The sequence below is a fragment of the Gluconacetobacter sacchari genome, from assembly GCF_014174255.1.
In the GTDB taxonomy this organism is placed as follows: domain Bacteria; phylum Pseudomonadota; class Alphaproteobacteria; order Acetobacterales; family Acetobacteraceae; genus Gluconacetobacter; species Gluconacetobacter sacchari.
Genome location: NZ_JABEQJ010000003.1, coordinates 197,750 through 221,623, shown reverse-complemented (window position 1 = coordinate 221,623; position 23,874 = coordinate 197,750). Strand labels below are relative to the sequence as shown.

The window sequence follows — 23,874 nt, the reverse complement described above, 5'->3', positions numbered from 1 at the left end:
GTTCTGCCTTCAATCGGCGTCAACGGGCGGTACGGAGCCGGGCAGCGCGACGGGGTCAACGGTGTCTCCAGCGCGGATCTTCTGTCGTCCGCTCACCACGATCCGTTCACCGCCCTTCAGGCCCGACGTCACGATCCAGTCACCACCGACGGCCGGACCGGTCGCAATCACCCGCGCACCGGCCACATTGGCGCCGTCCACGACCATGACCATCGGATCGCCATGCGCATTACGGAAGACAGCATCCTGCGGCACGCGCAGCGCGGCAGGGTCGACGCCCTCTTCCAGCCTGGCATGGACATACATGCCCGGAAGCAGCATGTGCGCCGGGTTCGGCATCACCGCACGCACCACGACGGTGCCGGTGGCCTCATCTACATTGACTTCGGAAAACTCCAGTCGTCCGACCTGCTCATACAGGCTTCCATCCTCCAGCGTCAGCGTGACTGTCGCGGCATCATCGCTGACCCGCTTCAAGCGTCCCTGGGCCAGTTCCCTGCGCAATTGCAGCAATCTGGTTGCCGGCAAATTGACGTCCACATAAATCGGATCAAGACGCGTGACGACGGCAAGACTGGAATTCTGTCCTATGGCTGCCAGCCCCCCGACAGTCATGAGAGAGCGTCCCACACGACCGGAAATAGGCGCGCGTACACAGGTGTAATTGAGATCAACCGCGGCACGCGCGACATTCGCTTTAGCCTGGGCAATATCGGCATCCGCCTCCCGCGCCAGCGCCAGGGCGTCGTCATAATCCTGGCGGCTGACCGCACGAATCCGCACCAGCGGACGGTATCGATCCAGGCGCGCCCGCGCCGAGCCTTTCACCGCCTGCGCATGCAGAACCCGCGCGGCAGCGGCGTCGTAAATCGCCTGATAAGGGGCCGGGTCGATCATATAGAGCGGCTGACCGGCCGTAATATCCGTCCCTTCCTTGAACAGTCTCTGCTTGATGACCCCGTTCACCTGCGGACGAACCTGCGCGATCTCCACGGCCTCGGTTCGCCCAGGCAGGTCCGCGGTCCTGGTGAACGGCGCGGCGCGTACACTCTGAACAACTACCTGCTGCAGCGGCGCGGAAGTCGCCGCCGCACAGGATATATAAGTAATCAACGGCTGCACGGCGCATGCGGCAAGGATCACCGCGCGACATAAGAGGCGATACGTCATGACCTGCTCTGGTCCCGGCAAAGCCGGCAGAACCCGTCATCACCTGCCGGTCCCGACGCACGACAACCGTCCGTCAGAACCCGCTCCCGATGTTGACTGCTGCCAGACCTGGAATTGGCGATATGCGAACCGGCACCATCAGTGACTATACCGGCGGCAGATCATCAGAATTTTGCGGACAGCGTGCCAAAAAACTGTCGCGGCGCACCAGCAAACAGGGTCGGATAATCGCCCGAAACCGGATATCCGGAGAAGCCCATGCCGCCGATATATTTGCCGCCAAACAGATTGGTGACACCCAAATCCGCCCGCAGGTTCTGCAACACCCCAATACGTCCGAAATCGTAACTCGCCGATACGCCTGCCAGCCAATAGGCCGGCACAAAAACATCGTTGGTATAAGACAGCGGGCGCCGATCCGTATAGGTCGCATTGAATGTCGCGCGGAACTGGCGATAGCCATACGAGACATTCGTCTTGTATATCCAGCTCGGGTAAGCGACCTGCTTCTTCCCCTTCAATTCGACATAGGCGCTTTCATACATGATACCGCGCTGATATTCCGAATCGTTGTAACTGACCGAATTGAAGATCTCCAACCCGTCGAACGGTCGTACGGTCGCCGACACATCCGCCCCATAGATCGACTCCCGACCAGCATTCACAACCGTGCTGATCGGCTGGACGATCAAACCGGCGGTCGTATTGAGCAATCTATTATAGTAATCGGCATGATAAACATCCGCCGTCAGGTCGAAATGCTTCGTCGTAAATCGGTACCCGAGAACATAATCCCACGCACGCTCCGGTTTGATCGCACTCTTGTTATTGACGAACTGCTGCTGGTTCTGAACAGCCCACGCCCCCCCGTTCGCGACAAACCAAGGACTATAGCTGTACGCACGCATGTTTTCGGCAATATCGACATAAATTTCGTTGTGTGAATCAGGCTTATAGTTGACGGAAAAATGAGGGAGGAACGCACTCGAAGCAGTCAATGTCCCGCTCGGAAGTTCTTCTTCCCCCGTGAAGGCCGAATCATTGCTCTTGGCCCCGCCATGCGTTGTCTGGATAAACGACTTGAAACCGGCGCTGACACGCAGATCACGCCGGATTGCGTAGGTATCCTGAAGATAATATTGAAAAGTATTGGTATTGAACTGATCGGTCAACTCCCGCGCAAATGGATCCTTGAACGGACCAAGCGGGTTACGCGGTGGCCCTTCTCCCAGCAGCGGCTCCTGATAGAAGTCGGCCGGATAGAAATAGCCGCTATTTTCGTACCAGACCCCCGTCTGAATAGTATTTCCTGCAATACGGTAATCCAGAGACTCGACAAAGCCGATACGCCGCAGATTATTGGCGCCATTTTGCTGAGCAAGCGGCGCACCATTGGGCGAGGGAAAATTCTCCGTCGCTTCGATATCGCTATCGGACAAATGCGCGTAGAGTATCGTCTTTTCATCAAGGCGCGATGTCAGATGCAGATCGGCAATCACCGCCATCAGATAGTTCTGCTGGCTCTGTGCCCCGTCCAGATACGTTGCATTCTGTAGGTCGGCCGAGTTGCCCAGAACTTGATATGCGGCAGGATAATTTCCCAGAGCCGCATTATAGGCGGTGCTATAGTCAGGATACAGGTAATCAAGCTTGCGGCCCAATTTTCTGAACATATTCATGCTCAGGCCAAGATAATTGAATTGCTGGAACTGCGACCAGTTGAATATCGTCGTGATCTTGCCCAGCGAGCCCAGAGGCTGAACCAGCTTGGCATTGACCTGCTGCTCGAACTGGGTGCCATATCCCTTCCATTTGTCGCTATCCGTCCGCGCCATCGAGACGAACAGCTTCGTACCGGTCGTGCTAAGCACCCCGCTATCGATACGGGCAAATGTTCTGAAGGTATTATTGCTGCCAAAAAGCTGCGATACTTTGCCGCCGAACTTGTCCGCCGGATCGGAGGAATAAAACTGAAGGGCGCCACCGAGATTCTGTGTGGAAGGCACCGTCAGAGCACCACCGCCCTGCGACAGTTCCATCCCGGAAATATTGTCCTGAATTTCAGCCTGATCGATATTGAGCCCGTTATACTGAAGGAATCCCTGATCCCCCATGGGGATTCCGTCAAGTGTCGCCCCGATCTGGCTCTGGTTAAAACCACGAACATAAAGCGTGTTGGCCAGGGTATCGAGACCGAAGCCATCGTCGGACGCGAATGTCACACCGGGCGTCGTCGCCGACAACATCTGCATAGGGCTCGTGCCAGCCACGAAGCGGTCCATGACATGACGCGTCACGCTTGATTCCGCACCATGCGAGCGAAAACGCGAAACCTGAACGCTGACCTCCTCCTCACGCGGCGGCGCACCCTTTCGTCCGGCTTCATTCCGGTGGACCGGCCGCGCATGACTTTTCTTGCTGACGGTATCGGCGCCATAGGCCGAAACACATCCCGACGCCATAAGCAGCGACATTACAGGCAAAATCATCCGACGACGCAAAGCAGGACTGGAGTAATTCCGCATATCGGAATCGACGCCCTCTTCACCACCTCGAATAACAAGTCGCTCGCCCGCCTTCATGAACACGGCACTATCGACCATATTCGCGCGAGACGCATTTCGTTTCTTCATCGCACCACTTCTTTCACGGAAAGATATTCCAGCCCTCTCGCCGACCCACAGAGTGAGTACAGACAAGTGTAGAATCTATACTTATCGCCACCATTCCACGCCTACCGATATTCCACCTGTAGCCGGACCAGGATAAATAAAGACGGAATTCAGACCCGACCGCCCCTATGCCTTCTTTTTGTCCGACATTGTAAAGACCGCGTTCAAGGCCAGGGGTACGCTGGTGCCGTCAAACCACGCGCCGCAAGAATATTCGCTACTTTCCTGCGATACTCGACAACATTTCCTATATCTTCCGCGCGAAGCTTGGCCACCTCCTCTGCCGTGAACGGCCTGGAGTCCGGCGGCAAGGATTTTCCAGCGAAAGTCTTCATGATGTAATTCAGTACAGCCGATATGTCCTGATCGCTCAGGCTCGACCCGACAACCCCCGGAACATGCATGATATAGGCACGCCCTTCGGGAATATCGGCAAACATGCCTACCTGGCCGATAAAATTGGGTATGCCGTGTGACGGCATCCCTTCGCCGTCAGCCAGATGACACCCGGAGCATTTGAGCAGATATTCATTTCGCGTCGGCATTGCCACCGCCGCGCATGAAAACGCCAGAACCAGCAGCCCCGCCCCGGTCATTGTCCGAATCATTTTAACGCAGCGTCCCGCATCATCATGATTTTGGCATGAGACGGCGGCGCCGCACGCGTGCGCGCAAAATCCTCCCCCGCGGCATGCGTGTCGATACCGTTCAGATCGTTGAATATATAGTTGGCAACCAGAGCCAGTTCGTCGTCGGTCAGATGATTCTGCGGCGGCATGGCAAGATCCGCATATATCTCCCCTGCCGATACGATCTTTCCGACAAGGCCGGTCAGCGCAACACCCGCGATATATTGGGTTCTGCCATCGCCCATCCCCTGCCAGAGCCGCTTGTTCGTCAGGGGCGGCGCCAGACCTGCCTGACCATTGCCGTTGCTCTGATGGCAGGCAGCGCAATTGTTCAGAAACAGGTCCTTTCCGGTATCGGCGCAATAGGCCGACGACGCCAGAAGGGTAAACGCCAGACAGAAAATACCGGCCGAATACTTCATTCCGCCATCCCCACCACCACGGCAACAGTGCAGTGGACGCCACTGCCCCCATTCGCGATACACCAGCTCGACTCGCTCGCAAGCCCCATGCGATATCCGGGGCGATCGCGTTCCTGACGCGTACACTCCTCGCCGCAGGCCCCGGCCTTCCCGCAACAATCGTTGTAGGAAACGAGGTAATTCTTGTTATCCTTGGGATTCCTGCATGTCCCGACCCAGGCAACCTTCGAGGGCGTCGTTCCGGGCGGACACTGTGTCACGCTTCCCCCACACTTGCTGCACAGTGACCCATGGAGCGAGCAGTACCGCCAGTAGTCGCAATTATCGGGGATGGCGTTGGGATCACTGACATCCCGTGCGTGAGCGACGCCGTTGGAATTATCGTAAGGCAACATCGGCAAAACCGTCCCCCCGACGAAAATCCCCCCTGCCTTGTGCAGAAAACTCCGTCGTCCGGCACGTCCGGCGAGGCGCCGCATGCGCTCTTCCGCACGGGTATCGACCCATGTAAGCAGACTATCGATCAGATTATCCATCAGAAATGTTCCAATATTTTGAACGGGCGATAAGAGTTAAAAAATGTGTCCGAAGAGACTCGAATCAGTATTGCGCTACCGCCCGGTCATCGAGATAAGCCTGGATCGAACCGACTTTCATCTCGAAAGCGTTGAACAGACTGTCGAACTGTTCCCGGCTGTTGATGAGCCCCTTGGCGCGGATGATGCCGTGTTCGTCGAAGAGCACCGCATAGGGCAGGCGCGCGACACGATAGGCCAGGCCAAGTTCGGCCGAGACGACATACGGATAGCTGGAAAGTCTGGCGCTTTCAATAAAGCGTTTGTGTTGTCCATCCTCGCCATCGCTGGCCAGGATGACATCCAGCCACTGATCTTCCGACTTCCGAACCGAATCCAATATTGGCAGAAGCTTCTTGCAGATCGGACAGGTCGGAGACAGAAAGAATACCAGCGTCGACCGCAGGGATTTCGGCCCGATGACGGCCTGCCCGCCCGTAAGGCTCGGAAGACTGAATTCGGGCGTGCGTTGCCCCACCTCGGGACCGGAATCGTTGACCAGCGCGCCCATGGGAGAAATTCTCTCAAAAAGGATTCCAACCTGGCGCGCGAGGGTCCAAAGACCGATCGCCAACGCCATTACGACAAAAGTCAGAATTGCAACAACGAAGACAACGAGTTTCATGATAAATCCCTGTAGACAGAAGCTAGCTGGCGCGCGTTACCATGGATGAATTGGCAATGATCTGATCACCGAGCAAAAAGACGACCCAAAGTAAAAACCCGCCGAAAACCGCCACGGCATAATCCAGACCACCCGAAGACGGACTCTGTTGCGTCATCGCGATCGCGATCAACCCAAGAAGAATGCCGTTACGAACGACCAGCGACCACGACAGCACCTGCGCTCCACCACCGCATCCACACTCTATATTTATACGCCTTCGATTTATGTTTATGGAAATTCCAAATGAATAAAGAAACAGAAGCAGAGCCGCCAACGAAAGACCGAACATCCGTAACGCCGGCAGCCCCTGGCTGAAGACGACCAGCAACTCCGCAACCACGATGGATACGGACGCCGCGCGTACAAACTGCGAAGGCATCAAACAGTAATCTTCGACGTAGCCGGTAAAAACCGTAAATCCCGATATCTTATGAAGAAATGCGCGCAGAAACACCAACGCGATCAACGTCGATATCGATACGGAAAGCATTGACATCAACGCGCACCCATAATCATGGTCGCGAACCCGAAATCGGTCCTTTGCGCGGACAGCTTCAGGGAATAGCCGTTCTTCGGGTTGATATCGTATTTTACGATAATATTTTTCTTGATATCCAGACCGAAGAGATTCGTCTCCTCGCCCTTTACGACTCCGATCGTCGAAATATCCTTTACAGGAGAGCGGGATACGATCTTTTTTTTCTTCATGTCATATGCCCAGATCTCGGTCGCACCATGATGATGCGTGCCTTCATGACGATTGGAGGACATGGCCATAAACATGATGCCCGCCTCACTGTCATAAGTCATCACGCCATAGCCGGAGGCCCCCCAACTGCCGGGAGCACCCTTCGTCGCAGGTATGACATCGACTTTCCTGATGACGCCGGACGCATCGGATACGCGATAGAGATTTCCATTGTAGGACAGGAACACCAGATCGGAATCGACACGAGCGGACGCCAGAAAAATCGGATCTTCATCTACATCGAAGATCCTCTCGCTTTTCTGGCTCGTAAAAGTCTGCCCGTCGGGGCTCAACTTGAAGGTCGCAAAGCTCCCGTCGCTACAGATCGCCGAATAGCCATATCCATTTTCCATAGGATAAATGCCGTAACAGCCGGGCGAAGGGATTTCCTTTACGACTTTCCCCTTTTCCAGATCCACGACGGTCACGGACGTCGCGGGGGTGGCGTTCTGGATATAGATGAATTTTTCATCCGCACTCAAACGCAACTGCGCGGCGTCGGGCGTATATTGCGTCAATTTATAAGGAAGTGTTATTTCCTTCTTTACCGTATTTGTCGGAACATCAAAAATCTGCAGAACGTCTTCACCAGTGCCATACGCAACACGGCTTAGAAACCCCGATGCCATGTAAGCCGTATTGCCATCACGCGACAATGTCGCCAGTCCCCAGGATCCTCCGCTGACGTTACCCTTCAACGTCAGATCCTTCGTCGAGAAGATATAGATCGTACTGGTCGCCATATCCATCTGATTGACAAAGACATTCGGTCCCGGCGACATCCTCTCCTTCACGCTCACCACTTCAGGTACAAAAGCCGCCTCATCAGCCCAGGCCCCGACAGGAAGCAAAGCAAGACCAGCCAACCAGAACCAGACCGAGGACTTTTTACTCATCGCGGCTTTCACCTCCAGCATTCGTTCCGCTATCGGAGCAGAACGGCGGGAGGATCGATATCCATTTTCGAAAATTTTTCCTGTATGAAAAAGTCCGGTCATCGTATATTCTGTTTCGACCTCAAAAGGGAAACCGCTGGTTACGGAGATGGCACAAGGGCTGGATTCAACGACCCATGTTTTTTTTGCCCCCTCCTTTCAGGAGTCAGGACTCCCGCTGTGGAATCAGCGCTATATACAGTTGGGAAAAGGCACGTTCAAAGGAACGGTCTCGGTTCTGACCTTCGGTAAGCTGACGCTCATCGAGGAAACGATCAATGTATCGGTCGGCCAGACGACATGTCCGCCGGACGGCACGATCGCAGTCGTTCTTCCCGCCCATCATCACAAATTCGGTACGATAAATGGGGAGGCCCGGTCAGATAAGGCTTTCGTCCATGTCGGTGGCAGGGAAATCACCGTAAGTGGCGAGGAGAACTGCCGCGCTTATTACGTGCTTGCCCGGCAGGCCGATTTGCCGGGCTTTGATTTCCGGAAATTCGGCGCCATCACACCGATCGAACCGTCCTTCGACGTCGCACAAATGTCGGCATGGCTTGCCAGCATTTTCGCCGGTACATGGCTGCCGGAGGTATGCTTATCCGGACAGGCCGATCAGGTCTTGTCGGATATTCTCCTCGATCGTGTCAAAGATATTCTCACCGACATTCTGCAGAGTGCCGACTTCGCCCCGCTACGCGGGACCTTCTCGTACAGCCTATTCCTCAAGGCCCAGCGTTTCATCGACGATTATAACGACGCGATTATGTCCGTGTCCCGACTGACAGAGGAATTGAACGTTCCGCCCCATATCCTGCGCTCGGCGTTCGTCCAGACGACTGGCGTCTCACCCCGCCTATGGCTTCGTCAACGGGCTTTGGATCGCGCGCGCCGCGCAATGCTCGATCCGGTGCAGGCCAGCAAGGGCGTGTCCCAGATCGCCCTGGAGTGCGGTTTCTTTCACTTCGGACGCTTCGCGGGATATTACGCCGAAACCTATGGCGAACTCCCGATCGTCACGATCCGCAATACCTTGTCAACATGATAGCATGCATTGGCCTGCCGTTTCCTCTCGTGGTGATCCAGGAGGCAGGGCTTGATGAGTTTTGGATTGACCAGGCCTTGGGGGTCGGGCCTGGATCGAGAGTTACGTCGTCGATGCAGCGTCAATTGCAGTTTCCCGCAAACACCGTCGCGCGAAAACGGATCGTATCGACGGGGAACCGCTGATCCACACATGGCACCCGTCCCGAACGGGCGATCCAGACGGGTATCGGTGCGATCCCCGTTGCTCGCCGAAAAGTCCGGGACCGGCTGTCATTCCGACCGTGGCAGTCAATATTGTTCGATTGATTATCAGAGTGAGATTTTGAAACACGGAGCGTTGATCTCAATGTCCGGCAAGGGAAATTGTTACGACAATGCCATTGTCGAGACCTTCTTCAAAACCTTGAAATCCGAACTCGTTTGGCGGACGATCTTCCTGACCCGACAGGATGCCGAGAATGCTATCGGCCGTTACATCGACAGTTTCTACAATCCTGTCCGGCGCCATTCGTCACTGGACTTCATCAGCCCGGCTGCATACCAAAGGCAGGCGACCTGATCCCGATAGCTCTCCACTTTTGCGGGGCAAGTCCAAGAAAGGACGTATCTGCAAAAATGGAGGGGACATGATGCGGGCGCGTGACGAAGGCGCTTTTCCAGTTCGCTTCTGGTTTGGCGAGGGAAGTCAGACGGCGAAAGAGCAGCGGCGATCGCAGATAGCAGCGAGAAAACGTAGGTGGGGAGCATGATGCGCGACGGGAGGTCCCGGCCGCCTCGGGAGGTGGAGGGATGAGCGAGACCATAATTCCCCTGCTGACCGTCAGCAGGGCCGCTGCAATCGTGCAATGCCACCCCGAGACGATCCGCCGCGCCATTCGCAACGGGCGCCTTGCCGCATACCGCCGACCTGGCTGCACGCGCATCTCTGAAACCGATCTCAAAGCCTATCTGGATACCTACCATTGCCCCGCGACAGAAATGACAAGCCCCACCTGGAACTACGTCGCGGCAAATGGGCCGTCGTCTGGTGGGAGAGCGGCAAGCGTCACCGCCGCTCTACAGGTAGCGCGGATGAAAAGGTCGCTCGTCGGTTCCTGACGGATTTCGAAGCGCAGATGGAGGTGCGGCCGGTCCAATTGGGCATGGCTGACGCCTTCGACCGATATGTCGAAGCGCGGCGTGGCAAGATATCGGCTCTGAAGAGGCTTCAGGAGGCGATTGTGCCTCTGAGCCGTTTCATGGGGCATCTGCGCGTTGATCAGGTCGATCAGCGCACGTGGGACCGATATGCAGCAACCAGGTTCCGCAAGCCAACGGTGGCCAAGCCCGATCCAGATCCTGTCTCGCCGGGCACGCTCCGCCGGGAGTTCAACGTGCTGCGTGCGACCATGCGCCGCGCCTGGAAGGATGGCTTTTTGCCCCGGCCGCCGGAGATAGAGGCACCTCGCGATTCAGCCCCGCGCGACCGGTATCTGACCAAGGCGGAAGCCAAGCGGCTGCTTGACGCATGCACAACCGAGCATGTCCGCACGTTCATGGCCATCGCGATCTATACGGGCGCGCGGAAGGGGTCGATTCTGGCTCTGACGTGGGACCGGGTGAACTGGCAAACCGGCATGATCGATTTCCAAGAGCCCGATAAGCCGATCACGGGGAAGCGTCGGTCAATCGTGCCCATGACCAAGGCGCTCCGCCGTGAGATGGAGACCGCACAGGCGAACGCGAATGGGTGCCATGTCGTGCAGTGGCACGGGAAGGCCGTTCCGACCGGCCTCCGCTGGTCCTTCACCAAGGTGTGCGAGCGCGCCGGCCTGTCGTGGAAGCCCACACCGCACCACCTGAAGCACAGCGTGGCATCCTGGTTCGCCATGGACCGAGTGCCGATCGATCAAGCGGCCGATTGGCTGGCCACCGAGCCGACGACGCTGCGCCGCGTCTATCGGAAATTCGACCCGACCTACCTTCGAAGCATCGCTGATGATTTCGAATTGTATTGGTCCATATGGACCATTTAAGCCTGTTGATAACTATGCTAAGTTATTGGCGTCCCATAGGGGATGCCGATCCGTATTACTTATCAATGCTTTAGGGTTTCTAACCTACCTATCGCATAAGGCCGGAATCAATCACTTATCTATATAATGTCTAACCTTTGGCGACGCACTTTCCCCTTGTACCCCTCCCCCGTCCGTGCGATTCTGCGCGGGCTGCGGTGACCCGAGAAGAACGGCTGGGTGAAGCCAGTGGGCCGGTGGAACTCCGGATAAGCCGCAGCACATGACGTAGGGTAGAGCAGTCAGGTAGCTCGTCGCGCTCATAACGCGGAGGCCGCCGGTTCAAATCCGGCCCCTGCAACCAGTAGAGTGACCCTACCAACCGAGACCGACTACGGAAACGGGCGCACGGTTGGACGTAACGGCAGCGTGGCGACGACGGAGGATTCCTCCCTCAGAATCAGCCTTGAACAGTCGTGACAGCCGGAGAGACGGCAACTCATCATAGGAGTATGGGATGCAGCACCAGAATGACCTCACAGTCCATGACGCGCCAGAGAATGACATGGCACCCGAAACTTACTCCATATATGGTCAATATCTGCAGGCGAGCGACGAATTTCAGTCGGAATTGTATGTGCCGAATTTGAAATATTCAGCGATATGCGTCGGTGACGTGAACAGGTCCCTGATGGAAATTGCTTATGATGGGACCATCTTCGGAAACATTGATGATATGCCGGCCGCTGCACGCGTCCTTCATAACTGCATTTGTGGGCAGCGTTCGCTTTACGGCTTGCCGGATCACTGGCCGATTCAAGATGTTCCGGTCTTGTCAGTAAAATATGCGGATACAGGTTGTCGGTGGTCGGAATGGTTTGCTGCGGTCGTGCCCAAGGATGCGCCGCATTTACCCAATGATGCCCACACCATAGAATTCTGGGCCGATGGTCGCATCGTCGGCATCCCGGATTCGTCCATGCCACTCGCCAGGGCATTTTGGGACGAGTTCATGAGGCTGTTTAACGCGGAAAAATCCTGACTTCACGTGCTTGTCGATGGGATCGCATTGCCGGGGCGGAGACGCAACGCGGGGTGAACAATGGGCCGGGGCCAGACTCTTGCATCGCCAGACCCCGAAAAACCTGTACCCAAACGCACAGAGACGTACTAGGATTCCGGCATGAACCACATGACGACCCTGACCACGCTCACCTGGGAAGAGCGCATCGCCCATTACACCAAGGCCACGGGATTCCCGCGGAACCTCTTCATGGGCGAGGACGGCCGCGTCGTCGGAACCTGGATCATGGGGAACGACTATCGGGTGAAGTCCACCTATTACGGTGGATACCCGGCGACCTATCTCCGGCGCATTAAGGCGCTGTTCCCCGACAAGCGCCGGCCTCTCCACGTCTTCAGTGGCAAGGTGGACTTGGAAGTGTTCCCCGGCGACACGGTGGACATCAACCAGAACCTGTCGCCCACCTACGTCGATGATGCCCAGAAGCTGGAAACGGTGCCGCTAGAGCAATATGACCTGATCCTGGCTGACCCGCCCTATTCGGTCGAGGATTGCGAGCATTACGGGACCAGCATGGTCAAGCGCAATGCGGTCATGCGTGCGCTGCAAGGCGTCCGGTCGGGCACGCACGTCGTGTGGCTGGATCAGGTGCTACCGATGTATCGGAAGGATGCCTTCGCCGTGGAAGCGACGATCGGCATGTGGAAAAGCACCAACCATCGCTTCCGAGGGATCACGATTTTTCGGCGTCTATAGGCCCAGCTTCTCGCGCAGGGGCCTGGAGAGCGCCCTATGCAACCTCCCTTGAAGGCCGCCGCCGCCCGCGGGGGGATTGGTCCCGTCGTATTGGCTCATATAGCGCAACACTTTTCCAAGGCCCTTATCATCGAGCGAGATTTGGTTCGGCGTTGCTTGCAGTTGCCGATAGAGCGAGCGCTCAAGTTGTTGGCGCCCCCCAATGCTGGTGACGGGTGGATTATGAATTTCAGCGGCTTCTGCTGATGTGAGAGTCAGGTCGAATTTCTTGGCTTGTTTAGGCACAGCATATCTCCCGAGTCGCATCGAGAGTATTCCATGGCGAAGAATGAGAGGGAAACCCGCGCCCCCTTAAGCCGCCTGCATCTCCGCAACCAGCGCATCCATGATGCCGGAACGCTAGGGCGGCGGATCGCCCAGCCGGTCCTCGATCTCACGTCGGCGCAGCCGGTTCCGTGCGCCCATAATCGCCACGGCCAAGGCCTGGGTGAACAAGCCACCCAGGAGAAAGGCCAGCACGAGGTGCAGCGTGCCGGCCGTCATGTCAGGACGCTTGGATGGCGTCGTTATCGGCCTTGCACTTGGCGAAGATCGCCTCAATGTCGGCCGTCGTGGGGCCGGTGGCGCTGGTCGTGTTCTCCACCGCTTCCTTGATGGTGGTCCACGCCTCGGGGCCGTATTTCTCGATCAGGCCGATGATGGTCCCGGTTGCGCCCAGGATTGCGGCGATCATTGCTTCACTCATGGGTCAGTTCCCCGTCTTCGTGGTGGTGGTGGCCGGTGCCTGGGCGGCCGCCAGCGCGGACTGGAGCGCCGCCAGCGCGCTCGCGGCCGTCGAGATGCCAGTGGTCGTCAGGTCGCTCTGCGACTCGATCGACGTTTCCAGCGCCGTCAGCGGAGCCATAGCCGCCGCGCTGGCCGTCTTGATCTCGGCCTTGATCGTCGGATCGGCCGTTCCGCTGGCAAGGTAAGCCTGCGCGCCCGTGGCCGACAGGTGGTAGGCGCTCATCGTGTCGTAGGCCGCCTTGCGCAGGTTGGTCTGCGTGTCGGCCGGTGAGCAGGCGGCGACGGCCAGCAGCGGCATCACCGCCAGGATCAGGTGTTTACGCATTGGTGGAAACCTCCGTCGTGGCCGGCGCGCTCTTGGAGGCGAGGCCGTGGGTGGTCGTGGTCAGCACGCCTTCGATCGCGCCGATCTTCGTGCGGGCGGACGTGTCCGATACCCACAGCGGGAGCGTGGCGCTCAGGATCGTGGCCGTGACCGCTTCGGACAGCGATCCGAATACGTTGCCCGCCAGCGCGCCGAGCGTCAGGCTCAGGCCGATCAGCGTCGTCGGCTGCCGGGCGTAATCGAGGAATTTGCTCATTTTCTCTTCCCTTCCATGGTTATCCAGATACCTGCCCATCGAGGCCACACATCACCTCTTCCGCCGTCGATCCTGCCGAAGGGGCGCTGACAATCGGCACTTCAAGCTTGTCGAGAATGGTCGCCACAGAGCGGATGATCCGACCGGGCACCTGAGCGGATGCGATGAACCCGGCGAGCAGCTTGCGGTCTTCGGACGGCAGAAACCGCCCCTCCCGAAGATTGGAGCGGGCTGCGCTGACCGCATCGATCATCGTGCCGGGGAACGTGCTGCTTTCGATCATATGCAGCATGAGCGTGCGTTCATCGTGGGTCAGGGTCATGGTATCCTCACGGGGTCACTGCGGCGAATAGGCCGAGCGAGATCAGGTTGCTGGTGATGCGGTTGATGGCGGTGACGCAGTCAGAGACGGCCCCCGAGCTTCCGACCTGCCACATGGTGGGCTGATCGACCGGGGTGACACCGAAAAACCCGAGTGCGCTGGCCTGCGCATTGATCACGCCGCTGAGATAGGTCGGGCACTCGTTGTAGATGCCCCACTGCGCCGTGCCGGCCGGCGCAGTAAGCGGGTTGGTGATCCAAAGCCCGCGCGTGGTGAAATCGGAGATAGATGCGCCGGTGACAAAGTTCGATCGGGCATTCCAGGGGATGTAGGGCGACCCGCCACCGCTGGCCTCGCCGCCGATGCGCAGGCCGAAAGTCGCGGCTGCTCCGGCTCCGGCCTGCTCGCCGCTGGTGATGGATGTCGTGCCGGAAAACCCGACAATCGACAGACCTGCCAGCGCCGGATAGCTTGTCTTTGACGCTGGAACGCCATTTTCCGATAGCGTCCCCGCGTCGGGAGGGGCGATGCAGATCGATGCCCCAAATGCCCCCGCGTGGGTTGCGTCCTTCGTGTCGCTCCCGGCCGCCATCGGGCGAACGTAAACTGACGACCCAACAAGAAGCCCCTCACGCTGCGTGGAATCGTCTGTAAACTTCCCGTAGACGTGAATGTCCGGACCCCAGAGGTTGATATCGGTCTGGGTTTGGCGCGGGTCCGGAAACGTCATCCCGTAATAGGAGCCGAACTCCGAACGCGTGCCATCGGACAGGCCGTTGACCGTCGAGATGATCGTGTTGACCTGCATCCCGATAGACGTGCCAACGGCCGCCCGCGATTTCCCCGGTGTATTGTTGATCACCAAAGGTGAGCCGGTTTTATCGTAAGCGTTGGATGTCAGGACCATTGTCGGCTCCCAGTTGATGAACAACTGCTCGTCCTGCGTCCATCGGGCCGGCGTATTTCCAGTCAGGGAATTATAGAGATACAGGTCATTGCCGCCGTCAGCAGACTGGTCCTTCCCCATCTGCCACGATGACGTTCCTGCTCCGAATGTGATGGCGCACCGGTCAGATGTGCCATTTGTGTTCGTGAGCGTGATCTGTGACGGCGTCTGTTCTGCAGATGCCAGATTGATCTGGCCACCAGCATTGATCGAGAATGAAAGCGCCCCGTTGACTACGCTGCCGATAGAGCCGTCCGACTGCAAAAAGAAGCCGGTAGCCTGATTGTCTCCAAACGCAATCCCAGGCTGTGCCGGCGTTCCGGAAGGTGCAAACTGCCCAATAACGGCAAGCACCTGCTGTAGGTTCTCAAGCGACAAAGGGCGGTTCATGATGGGCAGTTGCATCGTGATTATCCCTTGCACAGGCCGTTGTTGATGAGCGCCAGACGGATCTGATTGATCAATTCGGCCATGGATGCATTCGGCGCCGTTCCGTCCTCAACAAGGCCGCCGTTCAGAGTTGGGGCGGCAGTCGGGGAGAGCCCGTTGAAGCCCACACCGTCGTCATCCATCCAAAGGCGGATCGTCTTGGCTGTGCCGCTGTAGAAGAAGAAATCGTTCGCACCGCTGGAGGCATTGTCGCGCCCGAATGTCCAGCCATCGGAAGCGCCCCCAGCCGATCCCAGAAGAACAGTCGAACGCTTGGAAGCTGTTCCAGCATTCATAGCGGGAAGCACGAGAGAAGATTGCGTGCCGCTCCCATTGGCAGCGCCGATTGTGACCACACCAGGCATCGTGATGCTGTCATTGCTGCCGATATGCAGCGGAGTTGTGCCGGCCTTCCCATGGTAGACGTAGAAATCGTCGGTACCGTTCCCGGCCTGGTCGTGTCCAGCCTGCCAAGACTGGCTATCGTTTCCAAAGGTAATGGCGGCTTTTGTACTCGTCGTTCCGTTGTTGTAAATCAGTATTTGAGGGTCGCCAGATGCAATCGTCAGATGGCCATTGATCTGAGAATTTCCGTTGGACGTGAAAAACCCCATGGTGACTTCATCTGTGAAATCACCAGTCACCCCTCCGATCGTGCCTCCTGAGATGTTCGCATTTCCGTCGCCATCTATGTAGAAATTCGATGACCCGTTGGCGGAAAACCCAAGGCCGCCATCCGACATCAGCCACATGCCAGATTGCTGGTTGGTCTCGAACGAGATCGAAGGGAGCGCCCCCGTTCCATTAGGGGCGTTTTGTGTCACCCGGGACAGAACGTCCAGCAGATTGGCCTTGGAGATCGGAACGTTCAGATTGGGTAGGGTCACTTCCCGTCTCCAGTCAGGCCGACGCGGTAGAAGGCGTGATGGCCGATGATGATTTGAGGGGCGCGACCGGCTGCCCACATCGGGCGCGGCGAGGTAGTCGCGTAATAGCTGTCCGATCCACGCGTCAGGTCCGGCAGGTTGCCCGAGGCAGAGCGCCCAGCCATGGACAGGGCGGATCGGAAAAGAGGATCGTTGTCCGTGACGGCACGAGCCTCGGGGCCGTTCGGATCGCCGGGCAGCCAGCAGGAAAACTGGTATGGCGCTTGGCACACGCTGGCAAAGTCATGCCCCCACCAGCCAGGACGCGCCGCGCGGTGCGCGATGACGTTCAGGACCGCCTGCATGCCGGCGATGCCCTCGCCTCGTGCCTCGGCCCAGGCCGTGCGGGCAGCGATGTCAATGCCGGCGTTCATTGCGTCAGCAGGTGGGCCAGATACGCCACCCCCGCTACCACGCCGCCGCCGATGCCAGATCCACCGGCGATCATCATCGATCGGACGGAATTCCCCTTCTGAACCTGGACAAGGATCTGATCGAGCGTCTGCTGCTGCCCAGCCTGCTGGGCCTTCACAACCGCCATGTCAGCCTCCAGGGCCTTAAGGTCGTCCCGGATCTCGCGGCCTTCGGCGCGGGTGAGATAGACTGAGTCCATCACTGCGCCATCCATCAGTTCTGAACCTGGAGTCCGCTGGCAATCGATAGCCATTTGTTCGACAGGCAACGCACGACAACGCCGGTACCAGCGCCGACATTCTGCGTCGCTGTCCGGCCGTCCGTCGCCAGTGCCAGAGCGCCGTCTGTGCAGGTGGCAGGCAGCGACGCAACAGGCATTGCCTGACTGACGTTCAGGACCACAAGCGGGTTCGACGCCACGCCAGCCCGGTGCCCAGCGGTGAACGGTTCGACTGGGTTTGCGGCCTGCGTTTGAGCAAGCGCGGGGATACTGATGGATGCGAAAATGGCGGCAAGCAGATACGGACGCATGGCGCGGGACAATTCGGACTGATTGTGCCGTCACCAGCAAGCTGGCCGTGAGAGGGAATCTAGTACGAATGCGGGGGCGTGTTCAAGGGCGTTTCCTGATGTCTCTCAGCGTAGCCCGCTGAACCAAAAGGGCGCCCGTTTCCGAGCGCCCTGCCTGATTATGCTTCCGCAATCACCTGATGTTGCAGATCGTCCCACATCTGCATGACCGCGCGCGGCGCGCTTGACCGCCGGATGAGGCGCCGGGAAAAATACACACTGCACACACTTTCCACTTGCCTATAGTGTGTATCGTGCGCATAATACAGCCATGAACAGCGCCGACCTAATCCGAGAAATGAAGAAAGCGGGATGGACTGAGGTTCGGTCGCGTGGCTCGCACCACATATTCCGCCATCCCGACCATGGGCACTCGGTCACAGTGCCTCACCCCAAGAAAGACTTGGGAAAGGGTCTGGTTTCCGCCATCCGCAAGCAGGCCGGGTTGAAATGACCCGGCGGGAGGAGAAAATGCACTATCCGATCGTGATCGAGCGTGGATCTGATACCGAAGCCTACGGGGTGATCGTGCCCGATCTTCCCGGCTGCTTCTCGGCGGGGGATGCGTTCGAGGAGGCCGTGAGCAACGCGGCCGAAGCCATTGCCCTGTGGGTCGAGGACGCTATCGACCAGGGGAAAGAGGTTCCTCGCCCGTCGTCTCTGGATGCTCTGCGCGCGCGCCCTGACTGGGCCGGCCCGGAATGGATCTGGGGCTTTGCCAGCGTCGACCCCGCATTGTTTGACGACACCACCGAGCGGGTGAACATCACGCTCCCTCGCCGCATCCTGGCGCGGCTCGATAGCCGGGCGAAAGATGCCGGAGAAACGCGGTCAGGCTTCATCGCGAAGATGGCACTCAGTGCGTGATGGGGCCATTGACCCGACTCGCCGCCCACTGGCTCGATATTCCTCCACAGGAGGAATTGGATGCTTTTCCCGCAGTCGAGCGTCATCGTTTCTGGCGATTACGACCCAGTAGCCCGCGTTCTCATTCTGGGATTTAGAAGGGGATATCGATACCGATACGCAGGCGTCCCCCAGCACATCTACGATGGCCTTGTCAGGGCGCCGTCAAAGGGCAGATATTTCGACGACTTCATAAGGGGGGAATTCCCCTCTAATCGATGTTGACTGAGATGATGGCAGGCCCGGTTCGGGACAGGACGATCTTCCCGTTGATGGAAATCTTGATGTCGTCATGAGGGTCTGTAGCGTCGAGCGTGCTGACGCCAAGGCGGCTTGATAGCTCGACCTGGATCTCGCAAGTCGAAAATCCCTCAAGCCCGATGCCAGATGAGCCTTGGCCCAGGTCGGCGCGCATGAGTGTCATTGCTCCATTATCCTCCATTGACCCGACTCGCGCGGGGGTGGTGGCATTCGCCATTCTCTCTTGGTGCGCGAGGAATGAGATGCCATATTCTATTTTTGATGACCTAGCTTGGGATAAGCTGTCTAAAATAAAAACAGCCCCAGAGGGATTTGACCCAAATATATATGCTACAGACGTTGTAAATAATGAGATATTGATATTACTTTATTACCTTCTTCCGGGCGAGAAAAAAGATATTTTCAAGACAAAACTTGATGAGATTATCGAAAATTTAGATCAATTAAACGGTAAGGCTGGTGGTGAATCGGTAGGTGAAGAATTTATCTTTGCAATGGAAACAAGAGCAAAATTAATGAGATCCCGTATAGAAAAATTGGAGACTGTCAAAAAGTAATAATGTCAATTTTTGACACCTCCATCAGTTCGTTTCTTTCGATAGAGCCATTCACACGAATAACCCCTCTCCGGACAAGGCGACGTGCCTCCCCGTATGACGAGGCAAGATCAATATGCCGAACTGCTTTGAACAGGAAGTTCGTCTCTTGGTCCATCGGAGAGGGAATTTCTTTGGCCAGGTTCATGCCCCGGCTCATTATGCGGTGAGACAAATCTCCAATAAGCTTTTGACCCGACATGCATTCCTCCTGGCGGCAAGATTCTACTTCCGTTCCCATGGGGGTACAAGCTAAATTGGCCATATGATAATTCTGTATGCTGCGGCGTTCATCGCATGGGGCGTCTGGTGGGTGCGTGGTTCGATCTGGCCCGCGCTGATGGTCGTTTCGTTGCTCGCTTTAATTGAGCGCGTTTCCTATATGGATCAGCGCCATCTCGATCCGCCAGGCGCATTGGCAGAATTGGCCATTGTCGCGGCCTGCGCTTTCATCCCTCACCTTCTCGCCCGGCGGCGTGCCCGGCAGATCGAGCGCACATTGCACGGCGTCAGTTTCCTCGCCGTGCGGGATTGAGCAGCATATTATCCAGAGCGTCGTAGGTCGCGGCCTGGGTATTCGCCAGCCGGCCGGCCACGCGCCGCGATGCGCCAGCAGCCAGCGCATTTCCGAGATACGTTCCGACTGCGCCGCCTTCTAGGCCGCCGGTCAGCGCGCCTCCGAGTCCCACGCCCGCCGCGCCGGCCAGCTTCCCAGCTATCCCCTGCGCCATATCCGCGACACGGCCGGTGGTCGTCAGATTGATGTTGGTGTCCGATCCGCGTGCTTTGCCCAGATCGATGCGTGACGCCAGCCGCATGTCGTCGCGCAGGGTTTCGAGCGCCTTCAACTGCTCGTCGGTCACGCTATCGGCCTCGCGGTAGCCGGGCTTGCCCTTCTCGCGCCGGATTGCCTTCAAGAGCGTGTCGAGTTGCCCAAGGCGCACGTTGCCCTGCGTGTCAGTCAGGTTGCGCGATTGCAGGAACCGCATGGCGTCGATTGGCCGGGACAGTTCCTCGTATCGCTGGGCGTACGCCTTGAAGCCCGGCGCGCCTTCCTCGATCGCATCCGTGACCGTTGGCTTGAGGGCCATAAGCTGCGACGCTGCTGCGTGCCCGCTCTGGGCGGTCCCACGCGTTGCCGGCGAGATGATGTCGCCCATGTATTTCCGGACGTTCCACAGATGTTCAGGCAGGGCATTCCCGTTTTCGTCGGCAACGGCACCGATCTGCTTCAGGACGCCGATCAACGGCGCCTGCACCGTATCGCGCCCACGATTGTCATCGATCAGGCGCGCGAGGTGCTGGCGGATCGGCGTCACATCGACCGGCTGCTGGTTCCCGAATGCTGTGTTGCGGTGCTCGGCCTCAATCGCGCTGCGGGCCGCCTCGGCCGCCTGCAACTGATCTTCCGTGCCGATCACATCCCGCGCGAAGGCGTTGCGCGCTTCGCTGTTCTGCTGTTCCAGGGCCGTGAAGGGCGACGGGTTTGCGGCGCGGCGCACCCGCTCCAGTTGCGCTAGGCCGGCATTCCCCGTGGCCTGCGACGCCGTAAGCTGCACGCCAGGAATCTTGGACTGGACCAGAACGACCGGTCCGCCCTTCTGGTAGTCGGTCCAGATCCGGGCGGCCAGCTTGTCGGCATCCTTCGGTGACGTGAATAGCCCCAGCTTCACGGCCTCGGGCGCAGGATCCGACGGGGGCGGTGCGGATGCAACCGCCGGTCCGGGGGCTGAGGCGGCCGCTCCAGCCGCTTCGCTCGGGATCGCTGCATCGGCAGCGGGCGGAACCTCCGCTGTCTCGGGCGCCAGGTGGTTCAGGACGCGCGTGCCCACCGACGATGCGCGACCAGCGATAGCGCGCGCACCTCGGGCCGCCATGGGCAAGCCAGCCCCCAGCGCGCCGCCGAGTGCAGCACCGGTCAACGGGTCGCCTCCCGTCAACGCATTCGCTGCCGCCCCTTGAGCTGCGCCGCTCGTCACTCGGGTCAGCGCGCCGCCGCTTCCAGTGAGGGCGTTCGTCCCGGCCTGGACCAGGCGTCCGGCAGTTCCGGGTAACGCGCCAGCGAGCGCACCCCCGGCAGAACCAAGAGCCCCAGCGCCCAGTTCCGTCGCAGCCCCGGCCAGAAGCGCATTCGTCAGGAATCGGCCTGCTTCGTTCGCTGTCGCACCAGAACCGTCACGCTCGGCCGCCGACTGATCCTCTCGATCCAGGCCGGCGCGCCGCGCCTGAAGATCAAGCGCTGTCCCCTTCAGCAGTCCATGAACGCCGGGGATGTGGTCGATCGCCTCGGTGCCGACACGCATCAGTTGGTTGCGCGCCGCATGGTCCATGTCCTGCGCGAACTGCGCCATGTTTCCGTACCATGAACCCTGGTGCGCGTGCGCTTCGGCGGGAATGGCAGATGCGGTCTCGTGCCCAAACATGCCATCGAATGCGCTCTCCTTCGGCTCCTGACGCGCGGCGCTGCTGTGATCGGCGTCGAACATGCTGCCGAAGGCATCCTGAGTCGGCGGCACTCCGCGCTCTGGACCGGATAATCCAGCCCCTGCGTCGGTTCCGGGCCCGGCAAAGGGGTCATCGCCTGGCGCTTTGAGGGCAGCATATCGGTCGGCCACCTTGTGCGGATAAGCCATGGTCTCGTCGTTTCCCCATTTCGACCGGTCCGTGCCGCCGTTGTAGGCCCGCAAGGCATCGGCAAGGTTCCCATAGCGGTCCAGGTTCTCGCGCAGCACCCGGGCGCCACCGTAGATCGACTGGACCGGATCGCGCGGGTCGATGCCGACCGACTGGGCCGTGGCCGGCATGATCTGCATATGACCGACCGCGCCGGCCCGGCTTCGCGCGGCCGGATCGCCAGACGGGTCTTCCACCTGGTGGACGGCGCGCAGGATGTCGGGATCTACGCCCCAGTACTGGCCGGCGCGCTCGTAATGCGCATCGAGATCATCTGCCACTCGGCACCAGCCCGGCGGCAGCCATGCGGTTATAGGAACGCTTGAACTCGTCCATCTGCCCGCTATCGCGCATGCCATGGAACATCTTCTGTCGTTCAGCCGGAGTCATGCGTAGCACCTGGAACGCGCGCGGGTCGAAACCCTGGCTGAACTCCTGATCCCACGACTGGTATTGTGCGGCCGGCAGCCCTGACGCGCGCCAGGCTTGCGCCTTGGCATTGATGGCGTCCTCGTTGCCCATCAACTGATGGATCATCAGTTGATTGGTTTCCTTCTGGAGACTGCTGTTCGGGTTCGCATGCTCGGCCGCAGACAGGCGGGCATCGGAGCTGCCGAGCGCCTGGGACTGAGCGTTCGCCAATTGCTGAGCCCACTTGTTGAAGGACTGGGCGCTTTCGATCCCCGACGAATCAACATCAAAGGGTGTGATATTGTTTATGAGTGCCCAGGCTTTCCGCCATTTTTCTGCACCAGGGCCACTAGTGAACCCATCCAGATCCGTCGCCATATTCCCCAGCATGCCTAGCCGATCATTTCGGCTGGCAGCGGCCGACATGAGGGCGTTCGCACCTTTGGCACCAGCCTCGGCAGTCGCGCGCTGTGCTTCAAGCTGGCCAGCGGGCGGACCTGCGGAGAATCCGCCCGGCTGCGCGTCGGTTCCTTCACCCGAGAAATCGTTCTCGCTTCCCTGATAGCGGCCGCTGCCCATCACATCGGGCGGCACGGTGGGCTTGCTGGTGGTGTCCAGATAGCCACCTTGCCCGTTCGCCTGAGCAACCTGCGCGCGCGTGCCGATCTTCGGATTTCCACGTGCGTCGTTATACGGCTGCGGTGCAGTGGCTTCTCCCGGCGACAGCGTCTTCGCGATCGGCGCGCCCTGATTGACGCCACCCTGGCCGCTGGCCGGAGAGCCGACATTCTGCCACTGGAGATGGCCGCCAACGTCCACAAGCTGCATCGAGCCGAACGCATCTGCGGACTGCCCGGCGCCCGGCATGAGGCTGTCCATCAAGCCACGGACAGAGGTGCGGATGCCCTTGCTGTCCGATGGCAGCGACGAATAGACCTTCTGCGCCGTGCTGAGGTCGATCGTCCCCGTGGCGACCCCAACGCCGAGTTGCCGCGCAACATCGGCCTTTGTCACATCCGGGTTGTTCATCAGTGGGGCAGCCAGCCCGGCAATATGACCAGCCCGAGTAGCCTGCAACTGGGTCTGAGCCTGGTCATTCTCAATCGCCTGCTTCTGCTGGCTGCGGAGCTGCGTCACGGTCTCGGGCAGACCGAAGCGGCCTCCGGCAGTTTTAGCCATATCGTCTTGAATACCGGGAATGTCGTATTGTCCGGTCAGGGCGTTGTAGTGGCGTCCATACGCGTCTCCGCGTGCCTTGGCAGCATCCAACGTCAACGCGTTCTGCGTGTAGGCTAGCGCGGCGTTCTTGATGTTCTGCGCCGTTGCAATGTTCTGAAGCTGATTGGTCTGCGGCTGCACGACGCCCTGCCCGACCCCAAGCAGCGCATTCGTGTTCATGTCAAATCCGGCCATG

Annotated in this window: 33 protein-coding genes, 1 tRNA gene and 2 pseudogenes; 13 read left to right on the top strand and 23 right to left on the bottom strand. The window is 58.8% G+C overall.

Annotated features, from left to right (window positions below):
* Positions 1-9 precede the first annotated feature (9 nt).
* From HLH48_RS04245 to HLH48_RS04210, 8 genes are all read right to left on the bottom strand, one after another.
* The gene (locus HLH48_RS04245; protein WP_182996248.1) at positions 10-1,170 is read right to left on the bottom strand and encodes an efflux RND transporter periplasmic adaptor subunit; all 1,161 of its coding nucleotides are present in this window, start codon (positions 1,168-1,170) and stop codon (positions 10-12) included.
* A gap of 164 nt (positions 1,171-1,334) precedes the next feature.
* Positions 1,335-3,803 carry a TonB-dependent receptor domain-containing protein gene (locus tag HLH48_RS04240; protein WP_246386837.1) on the bottom strand — a complete coding sequence of 823 codons (2,469 nt, stop codon included), beginning with the start codon at positions 3,801-3,803 and terminating at the stop codon, positions 1,335-1,337.
* A 203-nt stretch (positions 3,804-4,006) separates the two neighbouring features.
* Positions 4,007-4,438, bottom strand: a complete 432-nt coding sequence (locus HLH48_RS04235; RefSeq protein WP_182996247.1) for a c-type cytochrome — start codon at positions 4,436-4,438, stop codon at positions 4,007-4,009.
* A gap of 8 nt (positions 4,439-4,446) precedes the next feature.
* A complete protein-coding gene (locus HLH48_RS04230) occupies positions 4,447-4,893 on the bottom strand; it encodes a c-type cytochrome (RefSeq protein WP_182996246.1) in 447 nt (148 codons plus the stop codon).
* Complete coding sequence (locus HLH48_RS23735) at positions 4,890-5,288, bottom strand: methylamine dehydrogenase light chain (protein WP_373320162.1); 399 nt, start codon at positions 5,286-5,288, stop codon at positions 4,890-4,892. The genes HLH48_RS04230 and HLH48_RS23735 overlap by 4 nt, the downstream gene beginning before the upstream one ends.
* Before the next feature lie 205 nt (positions 5,289-5,493).
* Positions 5,494-6,093 carry a thioredoxin fold domain-containing protein gene (locus HLH48_RS04220; RefSeq protein WP_182996244.1) on the bottom strand — a complete coding sequence of 200 codons (600 nt, stop codon included), beginning with the start codon at positions 6,091-6,093 and terminating at the stop codon, positions 5,494-5,496.
* 22 nt (positions 6,094-6,115) lie between these two features.
* Positions 6,116-6,631 carry a MauE/DoxX family redox-associated membrane protein gene (locus HLH48_RS04215; RefSeq protein ID WP_182996243.1) on the bottom strand — a complete coding sequence of 172 codons (516 nt, stop codon included), beginning with the start codon at positions 6,629-6,631 and terminating at the stop codon, positions 6,116-6,118.
* Positions 6,631-7,881, bottom strand: a complete 1,251-nt coding sequence (locus HLH48_RS04210) for an amine dehydrogenase large subunit (protein WP_182996242.1) — start codon at positions 7,879-7,881, stop codon at positions 6,631-6,633. Before HLH48_RS04210 ends, HLH48_RS04215 begins: the two co-directional genes overlap by 1 nt.
* Before the next feature lie 46 nt (positions 7,882-7,927).
* On the opposite strand from HLH48_RS04210, the gene HLH48_RS04205 reads away from it, so the two are divergent.
* The 8 genes and pseudogenes from HLH48_RS04205 (at position 7,928) to HLH48_RS04170 (ending at position 12,639) form a co-directional block, all read left to right on the top strand.
* Positions 7,928-8,863 (top strand): helix-turn-helix domain-containing protein, encoded by a 936-nt coding sequence (locus tag HLH48_RS04205; RefSeq protein WP_182996241.1) that lies wholly within the window; start codon positions 7,928-7,930, stop codon positions 8,861-8,863.
* Between the two features lie 11 nt (positions 8,864-8,874).
* Positions 8,875-9,083 (top strand): annotated as a pseudogene (locus HLH48_RS04200) (IS110 family transposase); the annotation flags it as partial.
* 128 nt (positions 9,084-9,211) lie between these two features.
* Positions 9,212-9,424 carry an IS3 family transposase gene (locus HLH48_RS04195; RefSeq protein WP_408871446.1) on the top strand — a complete coding sequence of 71 codons (213 nt, stop codon included), beginning with the start codon at positions 9,212-9,214 and terminating at the stop codon, positions 9,422-9,424.
* A 230-nt stretch (positions 9,425-9,654) separates the two neighbouring features.
* Positions 9,655-9,810: pseudogene (locus tag HLH48_RS23730) on the top strand (helix-turn-helix domain-containing protein); the annotation flags it as partial.
* Between the two features lie 17 nt (positions 9,811-9,827).
* Positions 9,828-10,880, top strand: coding sequence for a tyrosine-type recombinase/integrase (locus tag HLH48_RS04185; RefSeq protein WP_246386834.1), 1,053 nt, complete (start codon positions 9,828-9,830; stop codon positions 10,878-10,880).
* A gap of 266 nt (positions 10,881-11,146) precedes the next feature.
* A tRNA-Met gene (locus tag HLH48_RS04180) sits at positions 11,147-11,223 on the top strand.
* Between the two features lie 153 nt (positions 11,224-11,376).
* A complete protein-coding gene (locus HLH48_RS04175) occupies positions 11,377-11,901 on the top strand; it encodes a hypothetical protein (protein WP_182996238.1) in 525 nt (174 codons plus the stop codon).
* A 141-nt stretch (positions 11,902-12,042) separates the two neighbouring features.
* Entirely contained in the window at positions 12,043-12,639 is a 597-nt protein-coding gene (locus tag HLH48_RS04170; protein WP_182996237.1) for a hypothetical protein, read from the top strand.
* Here HLH48_RS04170 and HLH48_RS04165 read toward each other — a convergent pair.
* The 11 genes from HLH48_RS04165 to HLH48_RS04115 all read right to left on the bottom strand — a co-directional run bounded on the left by HLH48_RS04165 (position 12,634) and on the right by HLH48_RS04115 (position 17,574).
* Positions 12,634-12,924, bottom strand: coding sequence for a hypothetical protein (locus tag HLH48_RS04165; RefSeq protein ID WP_182996236.1), 291 nt, complete (start codon positions 12,922-12,924; stop codon positions 12,634-12,636). The genes HLH48_RS04170 and HLH48_RS04165 overlap by 6 nt on opposite strands.
* A 114-nt stretch (positions 12,925-13,038) precedes the next feature.
* Complete coding sequence (locus tag HLH48_RS04160) at positions 13,039-13,182, bottom strand: hypothetical protein (RefSeq protein WP_182996235.1); 144 nt, start codon at positions 13,180-13,182, stop codon at positions 13,039-13,041.
* Position 13,183: 1 nt separating this feature from the next.
* Entirely contained in the window at positions 13,184-13,384 is a 201-nt protein-coding gene (locus HLH48_RS04155; RefSeq protein ID WP_182996234.1) for a hypothetical protein, read from the bottom strand.
* A gap of 3 nt (positions 13,385-13,387) precedes the next feature.
* Entirely contained in the window at positions 13,388-13,750 is a 363-nt protein-coding gene (locus HLH48_RS04150) for a hypothetical protein (protein ID WP_182996233.1), read from the bottom strand.
* Positions 13,743-14,006: a hypothetical protein gene (locus tag HLH48_RS04145; RefSeq protein ID WP_182996232.1), complete on the bottom strand. Its 264-nt coding sequence runs from the start codon at positions 14,004-14,006 to the stop codon at positions 13,743-13,745. The genes HLH48_RS04150 and HLH48_RS04145 overlap by 8 nt, the downstream gene beginning before the upstream one ends.
* 19 nt (positions 14,007-14,025) lie before the next feature.
* The gene (locus HLH48_RS04140) at positions 14,026-14,328 is read right to left on the bottom strand and encodes a hypothetical protein (protein ID WP_182996231.1); all 303 of its coding nucleotides are present in this window, start codon (positions 14,326-14,328) and stop codon (positions 14,026-14,028) included.
* Positions 14,329-14,335: 7 nt separating this feature from the next.
* A complete protein-coding gene (locus HLH48_RS04135; RefSeq protein WP_182996230.1) occupies positions 14,336-15,679 on the bottom strand; it encodes a hypothetical protein in 1,344 nt (447 codons plus the stop codon).
* Between the two features lie 5 nt (positions 15,680-15,684).
* Positions 15,685-16,590, bottom strand: coding sequence for a hypothetical protein (locus HLH48_RS04130; RefSeq protein WP_182996229.1), 906 nt, complete (start codon positions 16,588-16,590; stop codon positions 15,685-15,687).
* Positions 16,587-17,003, bottom strand: a complete 417-nt coding sequence (locus HLH48_RS04125; RefSeq protein ID WP_182996228.1) for a cell wall hydrolase — start codon at positions 17,001-17,003, stop codon at positions 16,587-16,589. Before HLH48_RS04125 ends, HLH48_RS04130 begins: the two co-directional genes overlap by 4 nt.
* A complete protein-coding gene (locus HLH48_RS04120) occupies positions 17,000-17,257 on the bottom strand; it encodes a hypothetical protein (RefSeq protein ID WP_182996227.1) in 258 nt (85 codons plus the stop codon). The genes HLH48_RS04125 and HLH48_RS04120 overlap by 4 nt, the downstream gene beginning before the upstream one ends.
* On the bottom strand, positions 17,257-17,574 hold the full coding sequence (locus HLH48_RS04115; protein WP_182996226.1) for a hypothetical protein: 318 nt from the start codon (positions 17,572-17,574) through the stop codon (positions 17,257-17,259). The genes HLH48_RS04120 and HLH48_RS04115 overlap by 1 nt, the downstream gene beginning before the upstream one ends.
* Positions 17,575-17,884: 310 nt before the next feature.
* Between HLH48_RS04115 and HLH48_RS04110 the strand changes: the two genes are divergently transcribed.
* From HLH48_RS04110 to HLH48_RS23725, 3 genes are read left to right on the top strand one after another with little or no spacing between them, the layout of a single operon-like run.
* Entirely contained in the window at positions 17,885-18,067 is a 183-nt protein-coding gene (locus HLH48_RS04110) for a type II toxin-antitoxin system HicA family toxin (protein WP_182996225.1), read from the top strand.
* Between the two features lie 17 nt (positions 18,068-18,084).
* Positions 18,085-18,480, top strand: coding sequence for a type II toxin-antitoxin system HicB family antitoxin (locus HLH48_RS04105; RefSeq protein ID WP_182996224.1), 396 nt, complete (start codon positions 18,085-18,087; stop codon positions 18,478-18,480).
* A 60-nt stretch (positions 18,481-18,540) separates the two neighbouring features.
* Positions 18,541-18,744 (top strand): KTSC domain-containing protein, encoded by a 204-nt coding sequence (locus HLH48_RS23725; protein ID WP_182996223.1) that lies wholly within the window; start codon positions 18,541-18,543, stop codon positions 18,742-18,744.
* Here the strand turns inward: HLH48_RS23725 and HLH48_RS04095 are convergent.
* Positions 18,731-18,943, bottom strand: a complete 213-nt coding sequence (locus HLH48_RS04095) for a BC1881 family protein (protein WP_182996222.1) — start codon at positions 18,941-18,943, stop codon at positions 18,731-18,733. The two genes, HLH48_RS23725 and HLH48_RS04095, sit on opposite strands and share 14 nt — an antisense overlap.
* Here HLH48_RS04095 and HLH48_RS04090 point away from each other — a divergent pair.
* A complete protein-coding gene (locus HLH48_RS04090) occupies positions 18,933-19,337 on the top strand; it encodes a hypothetical protein (protein ID WP_182996221.1) in 405 nt (134 codons plus the stop codon). The two genes, HLH48_RS04095 and HLH48_RS04090, sit on opposite strands and share 11 nt — an antisense overlap.
* On the opposite strand, the gene HLH48_RS04085 is transcribed toward HLH48_RS04090, so the two are convergent.
* A complete protein-coding gene (locus tag HLH48_RS04085; protein ID WP_182996220.1) occupies positions 19,327-19,578 on the bottom strand; it encodes a hypothetical protein in 252 nt (83 codons plus the stop codon). The genes HLH48_RS04090 and HLH48_RS04085 overlap by 11 nt on opposite strands.
* A gap of 63 nt (positions 19,579-19,641) precedes the next feature.
* Between HLH48_RS04085 and HLH48_RS04080 the strand changes: the two genes are divergently transcribed.
* Positions 19,642-19,911, top strand: a complete 270-nt coding sequence (locus HLH48_RS04080; protein WP_182996219.1) for a hypothetical protein — start codon at positions 19,642-19,644, stop codon at positions 19,909-19,911.
* Here the strand turns inward: HLH48_RS04080 and HLH48_RS04075 are convergent.
* A complete protein-coding gene (locus tag HLH48_RS04075) occupies positions 19,886-22,330 on the bottom strand; it encodes a lytic transglycosylase domain-containing protein (protein WP_182996218.1) in 2,445 nt (814 codons plus the stop codon). The two genes, HLH48_RS04080 and HLH48_RS04075, sit on opposite strands and share 26 nt — an antisense overlap.
* Positions 22,320-23,873 carry a hypothetical protein gene (locus tag HLH48_RS04070; protein ID WP_182996217.1) on the bottom strand — a complete coding sequence of 518 codons (1,554 nt, stop codon included), beginning with the start codon at positions 23,871-23,873 and terminating at the stop codon, positions 22,320-22,322. The genes HLH48_RS04075 and HLH48_RS04070 overlap by 11 nt, the downstream gene beginning before the upstream one ends.
* Position 23,874 lies beyond the last annotated feature (1 nt).

Bases quoted from the DNA above. Each gene is read 5' to 3' on its own strand.
- HLH48_RS04115 (WP_182996226.1), bottom strand. From the start codon at position 17,574: ATGCGTCCGTATCTGCTTGCCGCCATTTTCGCATCCATCAGTATCCCC.
- HLH48_RS04110 (WP_182996225.1), top strand. From the start codon at position 17,885: ATGAACAGCGCCGACCTAATCCGAGAAATGAAGAAAGCGGGATGGACT.
- HLH48_RS04235 (WP_182996247.1), bottom strand. From the start codon at position 4,438: ATGACCGGGGCGGGGCTGCTGGTTCTGGCGTTTTCATGCGCGGCGGTG.
- HLH48_RS23725 (WP_182996223.1), top strand. From the start codon at position 18,541: ATGCTTTTCCCGCAGTCGAGCGTCATCGTTTCTGGCGATTACGACCCA.
- HLH48_RS04105 (WP_182996224.1), top strand. From the start codon at position 18,085: ATGCACTATCCGATCGTGATCGAGCGTGGATCTGATACCGAAGCCTAC.
- HLH48_RS04240 (WP_246386837.1), bottom strand. From the start codon at position 3,803: ATGAAGAAACGAAATGCGTCTCGCGCGAATATGGTCGATAGTGCCGTG.
- HLH48_RS04175 (WP_182996238.1), top strand. From the start codon at position 11,377: ATGCAGCACCAGAATGACCTCACAGTCCATGACGCGCCAGAGAATGAC.
- HLH48_RS04220 (WP_182996244.1), bottom strand. From the start codon at position 6,093: ATGAAACTCGTTGTCTTCGTTGTTGCAATTCTGACTTTTGTCGTAATG.
- HLH48_RS04170 (WP_182996237.1), top strand. From the start codon at position 12,043: ATGAACCACATGACGACCCTGACCACGCTCACCTGGGAAGAGCGCATC.
- HLH48_RS23735 (WP_373320162.1), bottom strand. From the start codon at position 5,288: ATGTTGCCTTACGATAATTCCAACGGCGTCGCTCACGCACGGGATGTC.
- HLH48_RS04195 (WP_408871446.1), top strand. From the start codon at position 9,212: ATGTCCGGCAAGGGAAATTGTTACGACAATGCCATTGTCGAGACCTTC.
- HLH48_RS04150 (WP_182996233.1), bottom strand. From the start codon at position 13,750: ATGCGTAAACACCTGATCCTGGCGGTGATGCCGCTGCTGGCCGTCGCC.
- HLH48_RS04085 (WP_182996220.1), bottom strand. From the start codon at position 19,578: ATGTCGGGTCAAAAGCTTATTGGAGATTTGTCTCACCGCATAATGAGC.
- HLH48_RS04155 (WP_182996234.1), bottom strand. From the start codon at position 13,384: ATGAGTGAAGCAATGATCGCCGCAATCCTGGGCGCAACCGGGACCATC.
- HLH48_RS04095 (WP_182996222.1), bottom strand. From the start codon at position 18,943: ATGACACTCATGCGCGCCGACCTGGGCCAAGGCTCATCTGGCATCGGG.
- HLH48_RS04090 (WP_182996221.1), top strand. From the start codon at position 18,933: ATGAGTGTCATTGCTCCATTATCCTCCATTGACCCGACTCGCGCGGGG.
- HLH48_RS04245 (WP_182996248.1), bottom strand. From the start codon at position 1,170: ATGACGTATCGCCTCTTATGTCGCGCGGTGATCCTTGCCGCATGCGCC.
- HLH48_RS04230 (WP_182996246.1), bottom strand. From the start codon at position 4,893: ATGAAGTATTCGGCCGGTATTTTCTGTCTGGCGTTTACCCTTCTGGCG.
- HLH48_RS04215 (WP_182996243.1), bottom strand. From the start codon at position 6,631: ATGTCAATGCTTTCCGTATCGATATCGACGTTGATCGCGTTGGTGTTT.
- HLH48_RS04135 (WP_182996230.1), bottom strand. From the start codon at position 15,679: ATGCAACTGCCCATCATGAACCGCCCTTTGTCGCTTGAGAACCTACAG.
- HLH48_RS04080 (WP_182996219.1), top strand. From the start codon at position 19,642: ATGATAATTCTGTATGCTGCGGCGTTCATCGCATGGGGCGTCTGGTGG.
- HLH48_RS04205 (WP_182996241.1), top strand. From the start codon at position 7,928: ATGGCACAAGGGCTGGATTCAACGACCCATGTTTTTTTTGCCCCCTCC.
- HLH48_RS04145 (WP_182996232.1), bottom strand. From the start codon at position 14,006: ATGAGCAAATTCCTCGATTACGCCCGGCAGCCGACGACGCTGATCGGC.
- HLH48_RS04160 (WP_182996235.1), bottom strand. From the start codon at position 13,182: ATGACGGCCGGCACGCTGCACCTCGTGCTGGCCTTTCTCCTGGGTGGC.
- HLH48_RS04125 (WP_182996228.1), bottom strand. From the start codon at position 17,003: ATGAACGCCGGCATTGACATCGCTGCCCGCACGGCCTGGGCCGAGGCA.
- HLH48_RS04120 (WP_182996227.1), bottom strand. From the start codon at position 17,257: ATGGATGGCGCAGTGATGGACTCAGTCTATCTCACCCGCGCCGAAGGC.
- HLH48_RS04210 (WP_182996242.1), bottom strand. From the start codon at position 7,881: ATGACCGGACTTTTTCATACAGGAAAAATTTTCGAAAATGGATATCGA.
- HLH48_RS04070 (WP_182996217.1), bottom strand. From the start codon at position 23,873: ATGGCCGGATTTGACATGAACACGAATGCGCTGCTTGGGGTCGGGCAG.
- HLH48_RS04140 (WP_182996231.1), bottom strand. From the start codon at position 14,328: ATGACCCTGACCCACGATGAACGCACGCTCATGCTGCATATGATCGAA.